Below are 17,709 nucleotides of genomic sequence, written 5' to 3' on the forward strand. Positions count from 1 at the left end.
CGCCGCCGGCGACGGCGGCGGATGCCCGGCCCGTGCACCCGCCGCCCGCTGCGCTGCCTCCGCCGCGACGGCCGTGACAGGTGTCCCCACGACGGTGGCCGCGGCGCTCGCGCCCATCGCGGTGGCCGAGGCGGGCGGTCCGGGCGGTGCCGGGCAGGGGAGCACTGTCCGTGCCCACGTCGAGACCGTGTCCACCGCGCGGGCCCGCTGCGTCGTGTCGGTGGCGGGCTTCGGCTCGGCGACCGCGCCTCCGTCCGCGCTCGCACCCTCCTGCGGCGCCGCGGCGACGCGTGCCGGATCTCCGTGCGCCGAGCCGGTGGTGGCCGCGGCGCTCACGCCCATCGCGGTGGCCGAGGCGAGCGGTCCGGGCGGTGCCGGGCAGGGGAGCACTGTCCGTGCCCACGTCGAGACCGTGTCCACCGCGCGGGCCCGCTGCGTCGTGTCGGTGGCGGGCTTCGGCTCGGCGACCGCGCCTCCGTCCGCGCTCGCACCCTCCTGCGGCGCCGCGGCGACGCGTGCCGGATCTCCGTGCGCCGAGCCCGCCAACGCCCGGTCACCGGACCCCGGATGTGCCGGGACCGGGACACCGGCGGGTGGACGGTCCGCGGCCGGGTTCTCGGACAGCGAGTCGCCGTACGTCATGGCGCGGCACCTCTCCGCCGCAGGGTGAACCACATCCGCTTGCCCGGGCGGCCGGGCTCGGGCGGTGCCATGCCCCAGTCGTCGACGAGCGCGGCCACGATGGACAGCCCGCGCCCCGACTCGGCGTCCGTGTCCGCCGTGCGGCCGCGAGGCAGCACCGGCGAGCGGTCGGCCACCGTGACACGCAGGGCCTCGGCACTCCACTCGATGGTGAGCGTGACCGTGTCGGCCGGGTCGGTGCTCGCGTGTTTGACCGCGTTGGCGAACAGCTCGTCCGCCGCCAGGACCGCGCTGTCGCACTGGTCGTCCGGTACCCGCAGGCCGGCCAGGTGCTCCGTCACGAGGCGGCGCACCGCCGACGCCCTGGAAGGGTCGGCGGGCACCGTGGTGCGCAGACAACCGGGCGGAGCGGACCGGAATTGTGGAACGGGGTCGCCCGCGGTGAGCCCGGCCGGCCCGGTGGCACCGGCGACGTCTGTGGCCCCGGGAGGCCGGACCACAGCAGTCGGGGTGCGGCCGACCGGTCCGTCCTCGGCGTTCGACTGTCCGTCGGTCACGGTGGTCATCCAGGTCTCGCCTCGCAGTCCCGTGCGGTGGGGGGCGGGCAGGCACACCGGATCTGTCGGGACATCAGTTCCGGTGGTGCCGCGCGTAGTTGGCCGTCCTTGACGGCGGCCCGTGCGACTGCTCCCTGGATCACTATGATCTGGCACACACTCGGCTCGCAACCTGCGTTCTGATAATTTCAGACACCTTCACATCACCCTGTATCTGTCGCCGGCGGCATGGCACACTGCACGCTGTGACAGCCGTTCCAGGAGGTCAGGAGTGAGCGAGAACCGCTCTGGCGGCGGCGCACCCACGGTCCTGCGGATGGTTCTCGGCAAGCGCCTGCGCCAGCTGCGGGAGCAGGCCGGAGTGTCCTTCGAGGACGCGGCACGGGCCATCGAGGTGACCCCTTTGACGGTCCGCCGCATCGAGAAGGCCGAGGTGGGGCTGCGCATCCCGTACGTCCGGGAGCTGCTGCGCACCTACGGGGTCGCGGCGGCGGAGATCGACGACTTCGTCACGATGGCCAGGGAGGCCAACAAGCCCGGGTGGTGGTACAAGTACCGCGACGTCCTGCCCGAGTGGTTCAAGGCGTACGTGAGCCTGGAGAGCGAGGCCAGCGTCATCCGCCTCTACGAACCCCACTACGTGCCCGGCCTGTTGCAGACGTCCGAGTACGCCGCGGCGCTCCTGCGCGTCGGTTTCCCCAACGAGTCGGAGGAGGGGCTCGCCCGCCGCGTGGATCTTCGCATCAGGCGCCAGGACCTGCTCAAAAAGCCGGACGCCCCGGCCGTCTGGGCCGTCCTGGACGAGACGGTGCTGCGCCGTCCCGTCGGCGGGCCCGAGGTGATGCGGGCCCAACTGGACCGGCTCGTCGAGGTCCTGGACCTGCCGAGGGTCCGGATCCAGATCATGCGTTTCGCCGTGGGGGCCCACCCGGGCGCCTACGGCCCCTTCCACCACTTCCGCTTCGGATTCTCCGAACTGCCCGACATCGTCTACACCGAGAACCTCGCCGGCTCCGTCTACTACGACCGGCCGGAGGACGTCGTCGCCTACCTCGAAGTACTGGACCGGATGTCCGTCCAGGCGGAACCGGTCGCCCGCACCAGGGACATCCTGGCCGAACTGCGTAAGGAGTTGTGATCCATGGCATCCAAGGCATCGGGTGGTCCCGTCCGCAACGGCATGCCCGCCGGCGACCTGGGTACCGAGGGCTGGCACAAGCCCTGGAGTGGCACCAACGGCGGCTCCTGCGTCGAGGCCAAGCGCCTGCCCGACGGCAGGGTGGCCGTGCGCCAGTCCACGGACCCCGAAGGCCCCGCGCTGATCTACACCCGGGACGAGATGATCACCTTCCTGGAGGGCGCCAAGGCGGGCCTGGCGGACTTCCTGGTCGACTGACCGGGGCCGCGACCGGACCAGGGCCGGACAGCGGCCGGGCCTCGGCCGAACCGGGCCCGGGCCGCCGGCCGGCCCGACCACGCGGGATCACCCGCACGACACCTCCCGCCGTGCGGGTGGTCCCGCTCGCCCGGCGTCCGACGACCGTGCGGGCGGTCCTCCTCACCGCGCCCAGCACAGGGCTCCCAGCTCACAGCGACTGGATGAATCGCGAACTGGAGCCGCCGGTAAGGCTGTTGACGGTAGTTTGGACGGACGCAGACCGCGTGTGACGCACCGCAGGAGACCCCCCATGGCAGACGGCCGACTCACCCCCGACCAGGACGCGTTGTCCAAGATCGACACGACGGTGCCGCACTCGGCCCGCATCTGGAACTACTGGATGGGCGGCAAGGACAACTACGAGGTGGACCGGATCGCGGGCGACGCCTACCGCGAGCACGCCCCCACCATCGAGACGATGGCCCGTGCCTCCCGCCGGTACCTGATCCGCGCCGTGACGTTCGTGGCCGGTGAGCTCGGCATCCGCCAGTTCCTCGACATCGGCACCGGACTGCCGACCTACGACAACACCCACCAGGTCGCCCAGCGCATCGCCCCCGAGTCGCGCATCGTCTACGTCGACAACGACCCGCTGGTGCTCCGTCACGCCCAGGCCCTGCTCACCAGCACCCGGGAGGGTGTCACCGAGTACATCGACGCGGACCTGCACGACCCGGAGAGGATCATCGAGCGCGCCGGGAAGACCCTGGACTTCGACCGGCCGGTCGCCCTGATGCTCATGGGCATCCTCGGTCACATCCAGGACTACGAGGAGGCGAAGTCGATCGTCCGCCGCCTCCAGGCCGCCCTGCCCTCCGGCAGCTACTTCGTCCACTACGACAGCACCGACACCGACCAGGCGCTCAAGGAGGCCCAGCAGGGCTACGACGACACCGGCGCCATCCCGTACGTGCTGCGCAGCCCGGAGCAGCTCGCCGCCTACTACGAGGGGCTGGAACTGCTCGAACCGGGTATCGTCTCCTGCCCGCTGTGGCGCCCCGAGCCCGGCGCGGACCCCGAGCCCACGGACATCCACGGCGGCGTGGCCCGCAAGCCCTGATCCGGCCGCCTACCGCGCCGGGCGCAGGAAGTCCGCCAGCCCTTCGAGGAGCCGGTCCACGTCCTCGTCGTCGGTGTAGGGGGCCAGGCCGACGCGCAGACCCCCGCTGTCGCCCAGCCCGAGGCGGCGGGAGGCCTCCAGGGCGTAGAAGGAACCGGCCGGCGCCGCGACCGCCCGCCCGGCCAGATGGCGGTAGGCGTCGACGGCGCTGCGGCCCTCGATGCTCAGCAGCAGGGTGGGTGTGCGGCGGGCCGCCCGCGAGTGCACGGTGATCTCCGGGAAGCGGGCCAGGCCGTCCTCGATGCGGCGGCGCAGAGCGTCCTCGTGTTCTTCGAGGGAGGCGAGAGAGGTGAGCAGCCGTTCGCGCCGGCTGCCGCGGCCGGCGGGGTCCATCGCGGCGAGGAAGTCGACGGCGGCCGCGGTGCCTGCCAGCAGTTCGTAGGGCAGGGTGCCCAGCTCGAAACGCTCGGGAACCACCTCGGTCGAGGGCAGCAGTTTGTCCGGGTGCAGGGTCTCCAGCAGTTCGGGGCGGCCGGCCAGGACGCCGAGGTGGGGGCCGAGGAACTTGTACGGGGAGCAGACGAAGAAGTCCGCGCCGAGAGCCGCGAGGTCCACCGGGGCGTGTGCGGTGTGGTGCACGCCGTCGACATGAAGCAGGGCGCCCCGGTCGTGGGCCAGGGCGGCGATCGCTGGGATGTCCGGGCGGGTGCCGATCAAGTTGGAGGCGGCGGTGACCGCGACCAGCCGGGTGCGGTCGGACAGCTGAGCACGTACGTCGTCCGCCGTCAGCTCACCTGTGGCCGGGTCGAAGTCGGCCCAGCGGACGACGGCCCCCACGGCCTCGGCGGCCTGGATCCAGGGCCGGATGTTGGCGTCGTGGTCGAGTCGTGTGACGACGACCTCGTCGCCCGGCGACCAGCTCCTGGCGAGCGTGCGGGAGAAATCGTAGGTGAGCTGGGTCGCGCTGCGTCCGAAGACGATGCCGGACGGCTGGGCGGCCAGCAGGTCGGCCATGGCCTGCCGGGCGGAGCCGACGCGGGCCTCGGCGTTCCGCTCGCCCGCCGTCTCGGACCCCCGGTTGGACAGCGGGCAGGACAGCGCCTCGGCGATCGCGTCGATGACGGGCTGCGGCGTCTGACTGCCTCCGGGCCCGTCGAAGTGGGCCCATCCGGCCTTCAGCGCGGGGAACTGGGCACGGACACCGGCTATGTCATGACTCACGGAAGTCTCCTTCGAACGGCCCGGGACGGACGGCGCCACCCATGATCCCTGTACGCACCTGCGGGGCGCTACGGCCTCCGCTCCTCCAGCGCCGACTTCCAGGCGGGGAGCCGCACCTCGGTGGCGGGCTCGGCGCGGCGGCCGCCGCGGGCGAAGAAGTCGGCGAGCGGCAGGATGGCGGCCCCGACGGTGACGGCGTCCGGACCGAGACGCCCCAGCTCGACGGTCACCTTCTCGGCCGGGTGGCGCAGGGCGTACGCCGTGGCGTGGCGGCGTACGGCGGGCAGGAAGCGCGCGCCCAGCTGGAGACCCGCCCAGCCGCCGATGAGGATGCGCTCGGGCTGGAAGAGGTTGATCAGGTCCGACAGCCCGGCTCCCAGGTACTCGGCGGTCTCCTCGAGCACGGCGAGCGCCACGGGGTCGGCGGCGGTGCCCTCGGCCGGGTAGGCGGCGGCCAGCATGGCGGTCAGCGCGGTCTCCTCGTCGGTGTCGCGCGGCGGCTGTCCCCCCTCCTCGCGCCAGCGGGCCAGCAGTGACTCGGCCCCGGCGTACGCCTCCAGGCACCCGAGGGCCCCGCACCGGCACCGGCGCCCCCGTACCCGGACCGTCAGATGCCCCCACTCGACCGCCCGGCCGCGTTCGACCTCGGGCGTGACCAGGCAGGCGCCGACGCCGGAGCCGAAGAGCACCACGACCGCGTTGCCCGCGCCGCGCCCGCCGCCGAACCACATCTCGGCCTGGCCCAGGGTCTTGGCGCCGTTGTCGATGAAGTACGGGACGGTGTCCGGCAGCTGCGAGCCGCTGCGGAGCAGGGCCTCCAGGGGGACCGCGTCCCAGCCGATGGTCTGCCCGTGCACGACGGCGCCCCGGTCCGTGGTGCGCTCGACGATGCCGGGCACCCCGATGCCGACGCCGAGGAGCCGCTCGGGAGGCGGCGCGGCGGCGGCCAGGACCTCGGCGATCCCGTCCCGGATGTGCCCGGTGATCACCTCGACGTCGTAGCGCTGTGCGGCGAGCGGCCGCTCGGCACGCGCCAGCTCGGTGAGGGTGAGGTCGAACAGCTCGATGCGCACCCGGGTCTCGCCGACGTCCACGCCGATCATGTGACCGCTGTCCGGTGCCACGCGCAGCAGGGTGCGCGGGCGGCCGCCGTCGGAGTCGACGCTGCCGGCCTCCTCGACCAGGCCGTCGGCGATCAGGTCGGCGACGACATTGCTGATGGAGCCGGAGCTCAGACCGGTCGCCGGGCCGAGTTCGAAGCGGCTGAGGGGGCCGTCGAAGTACAGCCGTTGCAACACGGCCGTACGGTTGCCCCGCCTGAGATCGCGCACCGTGCGCCCGTTCCGCCCCGCCATGTGGCTCCCTTGTCCGTACCCGGCCCGACCTGCAACATACCGCCGCAGACCCTGATGACGCGACTTCTTCGACCCCTTAGTCCACGTAATAAATTAAGACGTGTGAGCAGTCAGGACGCCTGACCCGCGTTCGTCCGCGGGACGCGCGCCGTCCCCGCCCCTTCGGGCGCCCCGTGCCGGGCGAGAGTGTGCCAGACCATCTTCAGGTGCTGTGGCTCGTACCGGCCGGTTCGGACCGCGTCGCCGATGATCCGCGGGTCGAGCCGGCCGTCCTCGGCGATCCGGGCGCCCAGGTCGACGTACTCCTGGCCGCGGTAGTCGGCGTGCCGGCGCAGCTCGGCCACGGTGATCCGGTAACCGGGGTGCCACTCGACGGGGCACGGCAGGTTCCGGGCGTCGGCCTCGACGGACGTGCCCCGGTAGCCCGGGTCCAGGACCAGTGCCTCGACGTCCCTGGCGAGGTCGACGCCGCCGTGGACCTGGGCCTCGATGTAGTCGTCGAGGGCGTCCCGGTCGTCGGCCTCGGCCAGCGCGACCAGCGGCATCGCGGCGGCTGTGCCGAAGTCGGCGGGTTCGGCGGCGCTGTCCGGGTAGCAGAAGGTGGCACGGGTGAGCGCCGCGGCCGTGAGCCGGAAGTGCGAGGAGCCGAACCGCGGGGCCGCGCCGACCACCTGACGGCGGAAGTCGAGGGCGCCGTAGACGGGCCGCTCGGTCGCGGGCGCGTCGTCGTACGCGCCGCCGAAGATGCGGCTCTCCCAGCGCCAGCGGTCACCGCCGGGATGCGCGGTGAGGCCGCCGTTGCTCGTGCCGGTGACGAACTGCGAGTGGTACGCGCCGTCCCGGGCCAGCGCCTGGAGGACGGGCAGGCCCCCGCAGAGCCGGTCCGGGTGGAAGTTCAGGGTGATGCGCAGGTCAGGCTCGACCGACGGCCCCCTCGACAGCCCGGTGACATGCCGCAGCGCGGCCCGCGCCCGCTCAGGGCGCACGTCCTCGAAATCCATTGGCTACCCCTCCCCTAACCTGCCTACCCTAGGTGCGAAACTAACACCCTTAGGCACGAGTGCCGCGACACGACTCCCGGAGCCCCCTATGAGATCACTCACCGAGCAGGACATCCGCAACTCATTTGTCAACTGCTCCAGGGGCGAGGCCAAACGCCTGGCCGTGCCGCGCGATCTCGACGACCGTCCCTGGGACGACCTCGACTTCCTGGGCTGGCGGGAGCCGGGCGCGCCCGACCGCAGCTACCTGGTCACCGAGCGGGCCGGCGGCCTGGTGGGCATCGCCCTGCGCTTTCCGGCCTCCCAGCGCGGCTTCCTGCATCGCAGCATGTGCTCGCTGTGCCTGACCACCCATCGCGGCGGCGGGGTGTCCCTGATGACCGCCCGCAAGGCGGGCGCGGCGGGCCGCGAGGGCAACTCGGTCGGTGTGTACATGTGCACCGACCTGGCCTGCTCCCTGTACGTGCGCGGCAGGAAGGTCCCCGACTCCGGGGCCCGCTTCGAGGAGAGCCTGACGCTGGAGGAGCAGATCGCCCGGACCACCGGCAATCTCGCCGCCTTCATCGACAAGCTGTACGCCTGACATCGACAAGCCGTACGCCTGACCCGGGCAAGGCCGGCTCCACGAGCGAGCGGGCCGGGACGGGCCCTCGGCCCGGCGTCCGGGACCAGCCGTGCGACCGACCGGCGCGGAACGTTCGATACGTCGGTCGACGGGGAACAGCGCAAGGGATGCAAGTTGTACGTGAGTGGACGTCGCCCCTTGTGCGGTTCCTGCGGCGGCACCGCGACCCTGTCGTCGTCCAGGCGTTGCGGTCGACGGTCGCGGCGACGATCGCGTATGTGATCGCCAAGCGGCTGAGCCCGGAACCGGTACCGCTGACCGCTCCCCTGACGGCCCTGCTCGTCGTCCAGGTCACCCTCTTCGCCACGCTGACCACCAGCATCCGCCGGGTGAACTCGGTGGTGGCCGGCGTGGTCGTCGCCATCGCCTTCTCCCTGCTGGTGGGGCTGACCTGGTGGAGCCTGGCACTGGTGATCCTGGCCGGGCTCGGCGTCGGGCACCTGGTGCGGGTGGACGAGTTCGTGGCCGAGGTGGCGATCAGCGCGATGCTGGTCCTCGGGGTCACCACCGTCGGCAGCACGGCCTGGGCGCGGATCGTGGAGACGCTGATCGGCGCGGTGGTCGGCATGGGCTGCAATCTGCTGCTCGCTCCCCCGGTGTGGACCGAACACGCGGGCGAGTCGATCGACGGGCTGGCGCGCCGGATGCGGCAGCTGATGCTGCACATGGGCGACGAGGTGGCCGGCGGCACACCGGTGGAGCGTGCCGCCGCCCGGCTGCACGAGGCGCGCCGTTTGGATCACGACATCGCCGACGTGGACGCCGCCCTGCGGCAGGCCGAGGACAGTCTGCGGCTGAACCCGCGGGTGCGCGAGGGCCTGCTGCACCGGGTGGTGCTGCGCACCGGGCTGGACACGCTGGAGATCTGCACGGTCGTCCTGCGGGTCCTGGCGCGCACCTTCACCGACCTGACCAAGGAACGGGAACCCGAACCTCTGTTCTCACCGCAGACCGGGCCGCTGGTGCAGCAGTTGCTGTGCGAGATCTCCGACGCCGTGGTCAGCTACGCGGTGCTGGTGACGACGGACGTGAGCGTGAGCGCCGAGTCCGCCGAGTCCCGGCTCGCCGCCGAGCTGCGGCAGGCCGCGGCCACCCGCGACAAACTGGCGCAGCTGCTGCTGGAGGAGGTGCAGCGGGACGCGAGTCAGTGGCAGCTGCACGGCGCGGTGCTGACCGAGGTGAACCGCATCCTCGACGAGATGGACATCGAGCACCGTTCGAAGCGGCTCCTGGAGGAGCTGGACCTGCACACGCGAGCGCAGCGCGAACGCAAGTCGCGGCTGACCCGGCTCGGGGACCGGCTCGGCGCACCGGTCAAGCTGCGCCGGAACCGCGAGGAGGCCGTACGGCGTTCTCTGTGACAGGACGAGGGAGGGGGACGACGGCGTGGCCGACTCGAAGGTACGGATCGACGGGAACACACTGTGGCTGCCGGGCGGTGTGGCGGTGCGGTTCGTCCGCACGCTGCGCCTGCCGGAGACGGGCACCCATCCGCTGCCGCCGGGGCTCGGGGAGTTCCCCCTGCGGCGGGTGGCCGACCACCCGGACACCGTGCCCGAGCAGTGGCTGGCGCGGGGCGGGGTGATGCTGCCGGTGTATCTGCGCGAGGCGATGTGGCTGAGTTTCTCCGGTACGACCCGGCCGGCCGCCCTGCAGGTCGGGGTGGGCAAGGTGTGCGCCGTCTCGGGCAGGCCGTGGAGCGACCGGCTGTCGCGCGATCCGCAGAACTACGTGGTGCTGCCGCGCCAGCCCTGGCTGGACGGGATCAACTCCGGCAAGGGCACGGTCCGCCAGTTCGTCGCCGTGCCGCTGGGTCTCGGGGCGAGCGTCGAGGGCCAGGTCACGGGCGAGGAGGTGTGGGGCGGTGTGCAGTTGCAGTCGTTCCCGCTGAGCGAGGCGGCGCTGGCCAGGTGGCAGGAGCAGCAGGCACGGCAGGCGCTGGTGCGGCGGGCGATGGCGCCGCCCGCCCCGGGTGCCGTCCCGGCGCCTGCGCCGGTGGGTGCGCCCCGCAGGGCCGGCGCCGCGATGGGGCTCGGCGTCGGCGGCTCGATGCGCCAGGAGGTGTACCGGGACGAGCGGCCCCCGAGCGACTGGGCCGAAGAGCCCGCCGGACGCGTGTTCGTGCACCTGGTGACGCCCCCGGAGTGGCGCCGCATCACCGGCGAGACTCCCCCGCCCTCGCCGGTGGACCGCGCCGCGTACACTCGCGCGGGCCTGCCCTGGTTCGACTACTACGACCAGGATGCCGAGGACCTCGCCCTCGCCGACGGCCTGTCGGCGGTGCGGCCGGTCGGGGACTGGCTCGGCGACGACCACGAACCCTGGCATGACCCGTCGCCGCACCAGGTCACCCCGCTCAAGGACGCGCCGGGCAAGCCGGTGGACGACGGGTCCTGGTAGCGCCGGCCCCCGCCGGCACCGGCCCCAGCCGACATGCATTGCATCCTGCGCAACAGCGGTTGCCGGTCTTGCACATCGGCGGCGCTCCAGGCCAAGGTGGGCAGCGACGGGCGAGGCAGTCGAGACCTGGGGTGCTGGCATGGACGGTGGTGCGCGAGCGGCGCGCGGAGGCTGGAGCCGGCGCCGGTTCGTCGGGGCCGTGGCCGGGGTCGCCGCGGTGGCGGCCGTTCCGGCTCCGGCCCGACCGGGGCCGGAGTCCGGGCCCGGGTCCGGTCCCGCGCCGAGCGTCACGGCCGCGCCCGAGGCGTCGGCGCGCACCCGGGAGCCGGCCGACAGGCCGTCCGGGCCGCGTCCGCTGTACCTGGGCACCTACACGTCCGTCGAGGGCGGCGGCGCGGGCATCGGCCTGGCGGTGTACGACCCGGTCACGGGCGCCGTCACCGGCCGGGGCACCCTCACCGGGGTCGCCGACCCCTCCTACCTCGCGGCGCATCCGAACGGCCGCACCCTGTACGCCGTCGACGAGCGTCAGGACGGGGGCGTGACCGCCGTACGGCTCGCCGACCGCAAGGTGCTCAACACCCGGGGCACCGGCGGTGCGGGCCCCTGCCACCTGTCCGTGCACCCCGGTGGGCGCTGGCTGCTGAGCGCCAACTACCAGTCCGGCAGCGTGGCCGTGCACCCGATCGACGGCTCGGGGGCGCTCGGCGAGCGCACGGACCTGGTGACCCACTCCAGCCCGCCGCCCGGCCCGGGACAGCAGGGGCCCCACGCCCACCAGTTCGTCACCGCCCCGGACGGCGGCCACGTCCTCGCCGTCGACCTGGGCACCGACACCGTCTACACCTACCGCCTGGACACCCGCACCGGCCGGCTCACCGAGGTCTCCCAGGCGCACACCCGGCCCGGCGCGGGACCGCGTCACCTCACCTTCCACCCCGGCGGCCGGTACGCCTACCTGGCCAACGAGGTCGACGACACCGTCGCGGTCTGCGCCTACGATCCGCGCACCGGGCGGCTGACCGTCGGCGAGCCGCAGTCCACGGGCTCCGGCCCGGGCACGAACTATCCGGCACAGATCCTGGTCACCGCCGACGGCCGGTTCGCCTACCTCGCCAACCGGGGCCACAACAGCCTGGCGCGCTACGCCGTCGAGGCGGGCGGGTCCCGGCTCAGGCTTCTGGACACCGTGCCGGTGGCGGGTGACTTCCCGCGCCAGATCGCCTTCTCCCCGGACGGCGGGCTGCTGTTCGCGGCGAACCAGAAGTCGAGCACGGTTAGCGTCTTCCACGTGGACCGGGTGAACGGCGCGCTACGGCTCGCGGGTGAGCCGTTCGCCTCACCGGTCGCCGTCTGCGCGCTGCCGCTGTAGGGCGCGCGGGCAGGAGGCGGCGCTCGCCTGGGCGAGCAGGACGTGCACCCGTTCGGTGAGCTGGGCGACGTCGTCGGCGGGTGCGTGGAAGGGCAGGCGTAGGTCGCCGTAGGTGCGGACGCGCTCGATGCGCAGGGTCAGTCCGTGCCGGTCCACGGCGAGCGGCCGCACGCACACCGCGCCGTGCAGACTGTCGGGCCCGACGAGCCGGCTGAGCCGTTCCACGGCGTCGGGGTGGGCGTCGGCGAGATGGGTGAGCAGACGCGCCTCCGCCAGGACCAGCGGGTCGGGCGCGGCGGCGGCGAACTCCTCGGCGTCGACCACGACGGCGCCGGACGGCTCCCGCAGCACCACGCGCAAAGGACGGAACACCAGGTGCTCGCCCTCGCCGGCGAACCGTCCGGTGAGCCACAGCCGGGCGCGGATCCGCCGGCGGACGGGGACGGGCGCGACGTCGGCGAACTCAAGTACGGCGGGCAGCTCGCCACGGGGCGCGCAGATCACGCTCGCGCTCAGCGTGCTGTCCTCGGGCGGACGCAGGTGCACCCGGCCGCTCTCGTCCACGGTGTGTGCCCCGACGAACTCCTCCCGGCCGCCCTCGGCGGTCACCGCGCAGGACCACGCGGCGGCCAGCACCGACCGCGCCCGCTGTGCCGCGCCGGGCACCGCCGCCCACGTTTGGCTGTCACCCATCCCGAACCTCCTCATTAGGTAAGCCTTGCCTAACTTACAGAAGATCGGGACGGACGCCGACCAGGGGTGTGGCACTGGTCTTCGCTTGCCTCGCCGAGGAACTATGCTGCAGCGACGTCGCGGTTCGGGGCGTTGGCCAGATACGCCAGCGAGGCGGGGAGTTTGATCGAGACCTCGCCGCCCGGGGTGACGCGGATGGTCTCGTTGCCGTACCGCTTGCGCGCACCGAGGCGAGCAGTGGCGCGACCGCATCACCACCAACCGGGCCGTCGCCTACCGCATCCACCACGACGTACTGCGCGACCGCTGGTACCTGACCGCGTCGTGGACGATCCCGCCGGTCACGACGGTTCCCCTGGAACAGGCCCGCGCCGGTGGACTGATCGGTGTGGACACCAACGCCGACCACCTCGCCGCCTGGCCTGGACGAGCACGGCAACCCCTGCGGCCGGCCACGCCGGTTCGACTACGACCTCGACGGACCCGCCTCCTACCGGGATGCCCAGATACGGCACGCCCTGACCCGGCTACTGCACTGGGCAGCCCGCCACAACCTGTCGATCGCCATAGAGGATCTCGACTTCACCGACAGCAAGACCCGGGAGAAGCACGGCCGCCGCAAACAGTTCCGCAAACTGATCTCCCACATGCCCGTGAGCAGACTGCGCGCCCGGCTCGTCAGCATGGCCGCGGAACTGGGCCTCCCCCTCGTCGCCGTCCACCCCGCCTACACCTCCCGGTGGGGCGCCCAGCACTGGCAGAAACCCCTCACCAGCAAAACGCGTAAGACCACCCGCCACGACTCGGCAGCCGTGGCGATCGCACGACGCGCCCTCGGGCACCGTATCCGGCGACGGACGGCACCGCCCCCTGCCCACCAGAGCGATGGACAGGAGCATCGGACCGCCCAGGCCGGACACGGCACCCGGGAACGCGAGGAAACCCGCCCCCTTATCCCCGGACCACGGACACGAGCCGCCGGGACCGGACACGGAGCGAACGCGGGCAACCAGGACACTCAACACCGTTCGGAGTACCCGGCTGAGCACGAGTCCCCCCAGGACTCACCCCCGCTCAGTTCCTGGAAACGGTCAGCACGCCCAGCAGCGCCCGGGCGCACAGGTCCCGCACCTGTTCGCGGGCCAGATCGGAACCGCGCAGCCACTCCAGGCACACGGCGGTGGTGAAGGCCAGCCAGCCACGGACGGCGAGTCGGACGTCGGGGCGCCCGGCGGCGAGCGGGCCGAACTCCGGGTCGGCTTCGAGTGCCGCCAGGATCTGCCGCTCCTGCGCGGCCAGGGCCCGCTGGTAGACGCGGCGCACGGCCTGGTCACCCGCCGCGTCCGCGCGGTGGAAGGCGCGGTAGCCGTGGGCGTGGGCCCGGACGTACTCCAGGTAGGCGTCCAGCGCCGCGGTGAGCTGCTCGCGCACCGGCGTCCCGGGCACCGCCGCGGTCATCCGCAGCATCCGCTCGCTCTCGCGCTCGACGACCGCCGCGAAGAAGTCCCGTTTCGTCGGGAAGTAGTGGTAGAGCAGCCCCCGCGAGACGCCCGCGATCTCGGCGACCTGCTCGATCCACACGTCGTCGTAGGGGCTCTCCGAGAACAGCCGCGCCCCGACCGACAGCAGTTGCTCGCGGCGTTCCTCCGTGCTGAGCCGGCGGCGCGTGCGCTGTTCCCCCTGGTTCCCGGCCATGCCCGCACTCTACTTGACGCCGGTTCAGCAACAGGACCAGACTGAGGACCGCTATTGAACCCACGTACAACACGTGGGCGGAACCCGCGTGCGGCACGCGCCGGTGCGACGAGCGGCGCTCACGCTCGACGGTCCACTGGATCAAGGGAGATCGGGGAGACAAGCGGCATGGCGCAGACGACGACCGGAACCGGACCTGCCGGAGTGCCGAAAGGATTCCGCGGCGCGGAGCTCGGCTGGCCCGAGCTGCACCGCATTCCGCACCCGCCGCACCGGCTCCCCCTCCTCGGAGATGTGCTCGGCGCCGACCGGCGCACGCCCGTGCAGGATTCGATGCGCTACGCCCGCGCGCTCGGCCCGATCTTCCGGCGCAGGGCGTTCGGCAAGGAGTTCGTTTTCGTCTGGGGCTCCCGGCTGGTCGCCGACCTGGCGGACGAGGCACGCTTCGCCAAGCACGTGGGCCTCGGCGTGGCGAACCTGCGGCCGGTCGCCGGCGACGGCCTGTTCACGGCGTACAACCACGAGCCCAACTGGCAGCTCGCGCACGACGTGCTGGCCCCCGGCTTCAGCCGTGAGGCGATGGCCGGCTACCACCTGATGATGCTGGACGTGGCAGCCCGGCTCACCGACCACTGGGACCGCGCGCTCGCCGCCGGCCGCACCGTGGACGTGCCGGGCGACATGACGAAGCTGACCCTGGAGACCATCGCGCGCACCGGTTTCGGGCACGACTTCGGCTCCTTCGAGCGCTCCCGCCCGCACCCGTTCGTCACCGCGATGGTCGGCACCCTCTCCTACGCGCAGCGGCTCAACTCCGTCCCGGCCCCGCTGGCCCCCTACCTGCTCCGGGGCGCGAGCCGCCGCAACGCCGCCGACATCGCCCACCTCAACCGCACCGTCGACGACCTCGTTCGCGCCCGGCGCACGGCGGGCGGGGACGGGGGCGGGACCGGGGACCTGCTCGACCGGATGCTCGAGACGGCCCACCCGGACACCGGGAAGCGGCTCTCCCCCGAGAACGTGCGCCGCCAGGTGATCACCTTCCTGGTCGCGGGCCACGAGACCACCTCGGGCGCGCTCTCCTTCGCGCTGCACTACCTCACCCGGCACCCGGAGGTCGCGGCCCGCGCCCGGGCCGAGGTGGACCGGGTGTGGGGGAACACGGCGGCGCCCGGCTACGAGCAGGTCGCGAAGCTGCGGTACCTGCGTCGGGTGCTCGACGAGTCGCTGCGGCTGTGGCCCACCGCGCCCGCCTTCGCCCGCGAGGCCCTCCGGGACACGGTGCTGGCCGGGGAGCATCCGATGCGCCGGGGTGCCTGGACGCTGGTGCTGACGCCGATGCTGCACCGCGACCCCGAGGTGTGGGGCGCGGACGCGGACCGGTTCGACCCGGACCGGTTCGACGCGCGGGCCGTACGGGCCCGGCCGCCGCATGTGTTCAAGCCGTTCGGCACCGGGGCGCGGGCGTGCATCGGCCGCCAGTTCGCCCTGCACGAGGCGACGCTGGTGCTCGGTCTGCTGCTGCGCCGCTACGACCTCCACGCCGATCCGGGCTACCGGCTGAAGGTGACCGAGCGGCTGACCCTCATGCCGGAGGGCCTGCGGCTGCGCCTGGAGCGGCGGACGGCCCCCGCGGCGGTGCCGGATCCGAACCCGGCCGGTGCGGCACGGGTCCCGGTCCCGGACGACGGGGAGGGCTCAGCCCCGCGCTGTCCAGTGCACCGGGCGGGTGACTGACTTCGGCAGCCGGGTGCCCGCACTGCCCCGGGCCGCGTGGAGCTGCGGCTGGGTCAGGAAGAACGCGCCGGTCAGATCGGCGTCCGTGAGGTCGGCGTCCCGCAGGTCGGCGCCGATCAGATCCGCGCCGCGCAGATCGGCGCCGGTGAGATCGGCGGCGATCAGGTAGGCGCCGCGCAGGCTGACCCCGCTGAGGTCGGCGCCGCGCAGCCGGGCGCCGATCAGGTCGGCGCCCCGCCGGTCCCTCTTCCCGGCGTTCCTTCCGCGGTTCTTCCCCGCGTTCCGGCCCGGCACTTCGGCCCGGGCCAGCTCGCTGGTGCGCAGCAGGAGCACATTGACCTCCTGCCGGTGGGCGCCGACGTCCAGCGCGGTGAGTTCCCCGGGCGGCAGCAGGGTGAGCTCCTCCGTCCTCTCCAGGGCACGGCGCAGGTCGGCGTGGACGGACCGGGCGGCGGGCAGCGTGAGCGCCTCCGTCAGATACCAGAGCAGTTCGTGCAGTTGACGGACCACCGGGAACACCTCGAACATCCGCCGGGCGTCCTCGCGGGACCCGGCGCGCCAGTCCTGGCCGTCGAAGGTGACCTGGGAGACCTTCTGGCCGGCGCCGAAGCAGTCGTAGACGGTGCAGCCGGTGAAGCCCTTCTGCCTGAGCTGCGCGTGGATGCCGCAACGGTGGTCGCCCTGGAGGTTCGGGCAGGGCTTCCCGGCCGGCTTGTCGAGCGCGAAGTCCGATGAGGCGGCGAAAGGCAGTGCGACGCAGCACAGCCCGAAGCAGCGCGCGCAGTCGCCGCGCAGGTCGGACCGGTGGAGCCCGTCGGGCAGGTCGGCTGTCTGATCTGGCATGACGTCCAGCCTACTGATCCGCGGGAGGGGCCCCGGACGGCGAGGTCACCACGGGCCTGTCAGAAGGCGGACCGACCGGTCGACCGAATGGCCCGCGCCCGGGTGGGTGGCAGCGCGAGTCGCCCGGCGATCGGGCGTCCGGACCGGTTCGCGGCCCTCAGTCCGCCATGGCGGCGGCCAGGTCCAGGCGCTCCAGCCGGTCGGGGTCGGCCAGGATGTACATGTGGGTGACCCGGCCGTCGGCGATGGTGACGGCGGTGACCGACAGCGGCCGCCCCTCGGGGGCGTTGGCCACGCCGACCGTGCCGTTGACCAGGACGAGCCGTGCCGATGGGGCGTACTGGGAGAAGGTGAGCGCCTGCGCGGCCACCGTCCTCGCCCCGTGGACCACCTTGGAGGCGGCTCGGCCCCGGACCAGGGCGCCGGCGTCGACCCGCAGGACCACGTCCGGGTGGAGCACGGCGACCAGCGCCTCGAAGTCGCCCTGGCGCGAGGCGGCGAGGAAGGCGTCGAGCACCTGCTTCTGCCGTCCGAGGTCGGCCTCGGTGGACGGGGTGGCGCCCTGCACCCGGCGCCGGGCACGGCTGGCGAGCTGCCGGGTCGCGGCCGAGGTGCGCTCCACGATCGGGGCGATGTCGTCGAACGGCACGGCGAACAGGTCGTGCAGCACGAACGCCAGCCGCTCGTCCGGCTCCAGCGTCTCCAGCACGACGAGCATGGCGAGCCCCACCGAGTCGGCCTCGAGCGCCTCCTGTTCCGGGTCGGTGCGCGTCAGGGGCCGCAGCAGGGGGTCGGGGACGAAGGTCTCGTCCATGGGTTCCTCACGGTGCAGACTCCGTGAGCGCAGCAGATCGAGGCAGATCCGGCCGATCACGGTGGTGAGCCAGGCGGCCAGGTTGTCGATGGCGTCCGCGTCCGTGCGGGTCAGTCTGAGCCAGGTCTCCTGCACGGCGTCCTCGGCCTCCGCCAGCGAGCCGAGCATGCGGTAGGCCACCGCCCGCAACTGTCCGCGATGCTCCTCGAACCGCCGTGCCAGGGCTTCCTCGTCCCCCATGCCGGTCATCCCCTCC

At 73.1% G+C, this 17,709-nt stretch carries 16 protein-coding genes and 2 pseudogenes; 9 read left to right on the top strand and 9 right to left on the bottom strand.

All coding sequences use genetic code 11. From position 1 onward, the window contains the following. Positions 1 to 642, bottom strand: a pseudogene (locus BZY54_RS20100) (hypothetical protein); the annotation flags it as partial. Next, on the bottom strand, positions 639 to 1,208 hold the full coding sequence (locus tag BZY54_RS20105; protein WP_086726595.1) for an ATP-binding protein: 570 nt from the start codon (positions 1,206 to 1,208) through the stop codon (positions 639 to 641). The pseudogene BZY54_RS20100 and the gene BZY54_RS20105, both read right to left, overlap by 4 nt. Positions 1,209 to 1,470: 262 nt before the next feature. Between BZY54_RS20105 and BZY54_RS20110 the strand changes: the two genes are divergently transcribed. From BZY54_RS20110 to BZY54_RS20120, 3 genes are all read left to right on the top strand, one after another. Next, complete coding sequence (locus tag BZY54_RS20110) at positions 1,471 to 2,337, top strand: helix-turn-helix domain-containing protein (protein WP_244217243.1); 867 nt, start codon at positions 1,471 to 1,473, stop codon at positions 2,335 to 2,337. 3 nt (positions 2,338 to 2,340) lie between these two features. Further along, positions 2,341 to 2,595 (top strand): DUF397 domain-containing protein, encoded by a 255-nt coding sequence (locus BZY54_RS20115; RefSeq protein ID WP_086726571.1) that lies wholly within the window; start codon positions 2,341 to 2,343, stop codon positions 2,593 to 2,595. A gap of 292 nt (positions 2,596 to 2,887) precedes the next feature. Then, complete coding sequence (locus BZY54_RS20120; RefSeq protein ID WP_086726572.1) at positions 2,888 to 3,697, top strand: SAM-dependent methyltransferase; 810 nt, start codon at positions 2,888 to 2,890, stop codon at positions 3,695 to 3,697. A 9-nt stretch (positions 3,698 to 3,706) separates the two neighbouring features. Here BZY54_RS20120 and BZY54_RS20125 read toward each other — a convergent pair whose 3' ends face one another. From BZY54_RS20125 to BZY54_RS20135, 3 genes are all read right to left on the bottom strand, one after another. Next, positions 3,707 to 4,918 carry a cysteine desulfurase-like protein gene (locus BZY54_RS20125; protein WP_086726573.1) on the bottom strand — a complete coding sequence of 404 codons (1,212 nt, stop codon included), beginning with the start codon at positions 4,916 to 4,918 and terminating at the stop codon, positions 3,707 to 3,709. 68 nt (positions 4,919 to 4,986) lie between these two features. Next, positions 4,987 to 6,273: an ROK family transcriptional regulator gene (locus BZY54_RS20130; protein WP_086726574.1), complete on the bottom strand. Its 1,287-nt coding sequence runs from the start codon at positions 6,271 to 6,273 to the stop codon at positions 4,987 to 4,989. A gap of 110 nt (positions 6,274 to 6,383) precedes the next feature. Continuing rightward, entirely contained in the window at positions 6,384 to 7,274 is an 891-nt protein-coding gene (locus BZY54_RS20135; protein ID WP_086726575.1) for a DUF3626 domain-containing protein, read from the bottom strand. An 88-nt stretch (positions 7,275 to 7,362) separates the two neighbouring features. Between BZY54_RS20135 and BZY54_RS20140 the strand changes: the two genes are divergently transcribed. The 4 genes from BZY54_RS20140 to BZY54_RS20155 all read left to right on the top strand — a co-directional run bounded on the left by BZY54_RS20140 (position 7,363) and on the right by BZY54_RS20155 (position 11,671). Then, on the top strand, positions 7,363 to 7,857 hold the full coding sequence (locus tag BZY54_RS20140; RefSeq protein WP_086726576.1) for an FBP domain-containing protein: 495 nt from the start codon (positions 7,363 to 7,365) through the stop codon (positions 7,855 to 7,857). 149 nt (positions 7,858 to 8,006) lie between these two features. After that, the gene (locus tag BZY54_RS20145) at positions 8,007 to 9,260 is read left to right on the top strand and encodes an FUSC family protein (protein WP_086726577.1); all 1,254 of its coding nucleotides are present in this window, start codon (positions 8,007 to 8,009) and stop codon (positions 9,258 to 9,260) included. A 25-nt stretch (positions 9,261 to 9,285) separates the two neighbouring features. Continuing rightward, the gene (locus tag BZY54_RS20150) at positions 9,286 to 10,299 is read left to right on the top strand and encodes a hypothetical protein (RefSeq protein ID WP_086726578.1); all 1,014 of its coding nucleotides are present in this window, start codon (positions 9,286 to 9,288) and stop codon (positions 10,297 to 10,299) included. A 139-nt stretch (positions 10,300 to 10,438) separates the two neighbouring features. Continuing rightward, on the top strand, positions 10,439 to 11,671 hold the full coding sequence (locus BZY54_RS20155) for a lactonase family protein (protein ID WP_107419759.1): 1,233 nt from the start codon (positions 10,439 to 10,441) through the stop codon (positions 11,669 to 11,671). On the opposite strand, the gene BZY54_RS20160 is transcribed toward BZY54_RS20155, so the two are convergent. Continuing rightward, positions 11,639 to 12,364, bottom strand: coding sequence for a DUF2470 domain-containing protein (locus tag BZY54_RS20160; RefSeq protein ID WP_086726580.1), 726 nt, complete (start codon positions 12,362 to 12,364; stop codon positions 11,639 to 11,641). The genes BZY54_RS20155 and BZY54_RS20160 overlap by 33 nt on opposite strands. A 208-nt stretch (positions 12,365 to 12,572) precedes the next feature. Here BZY54_RS20160 and BZY54_RS53320 point away from each other — a divergent pair. Then, positions 12,573 to 13,443: pseudogene (locus tag BZY54_RS53320) on the top strand (IS200/IS605 family accessory protein TnpB-related protein); the annotation flags it as partial. Here BZY54_RS53320 and BZY54_RS20170 read toward each other — a convergent pair. Beyond that, complete coding sequence (locus BZY54_RS20170; protein WP_086726581.1) at positions 13,439 to 14,059, bottom strand: TetR/AcrR family transcriptional regulator; 621 nt, start codon at positions 14,057 to 14,059, stop codon at positions 13,439 to 13,441. The pseudogene BZY54_RS53320 and the gene BZY54_RS20170 sit on opposite strands and share 5 nt — an antisense overlap. Before the next feature lie 168 nt (positions 14,060 to 14,227). On the opposite strand from BZY54_RS20170, the gene BZY54_RS20175 reads away from it, so the two are divergent. After that, positions 14,228 to 15,796: a cytochrome P450 gene (locus BZY54_RS20175; protein WP_086726582.1), complete on the top strand. Its 1,569-nt coding sequence runs from the start codon at positions 14,228 to 14,230 to the stop codon at positions 15,794 to 15,796. Here the strand turns inward: BZY54_RS20175 and BZY54_RS20180 are convergent. Further along, the gene (locus BZY54_RS20180; protein ID WP_086726583.1) at positions 15,758 to 16,639 is read right to left on the bottom strand and encodes a pentapeptide repeat-containing protein; all 882 of its coding nucleotides are present in this window, start codon (positions 16,637 to 16,639) and stop codon (positions 15,758 to 15,760) included. The genes BZY54_RS20175 and BZY54_RS20180 overlap by 39 nt on opposite strands. Positions 16,640 to 16,796: 157 nt before the next feature. After that, a complete protein-coding gene (gene sigJ, locus BZY54_RS20185; protein ID WP_167414030.1) occupies positions 16,797 to 17,693 on the bottom strand; it encodes an RNA polymerase sigma factor SigJ in 897 nt (298 codons plus the stop codon). Between the last annotated feature and the right edge of the window lie 16 nt (positions 17,694 to 17,709).

The sequence above is a fragment of the Streptomyces carpinensis genome (assembly GCF_002154505.1).
In the GTDB taxonomy this organism is placed as follows: Bacteria; Actinomycetota; Actinomycetes; order Streptomycetales; family Streptomycetaceae; genus Streptomyces; species Streptomyces carpinensis.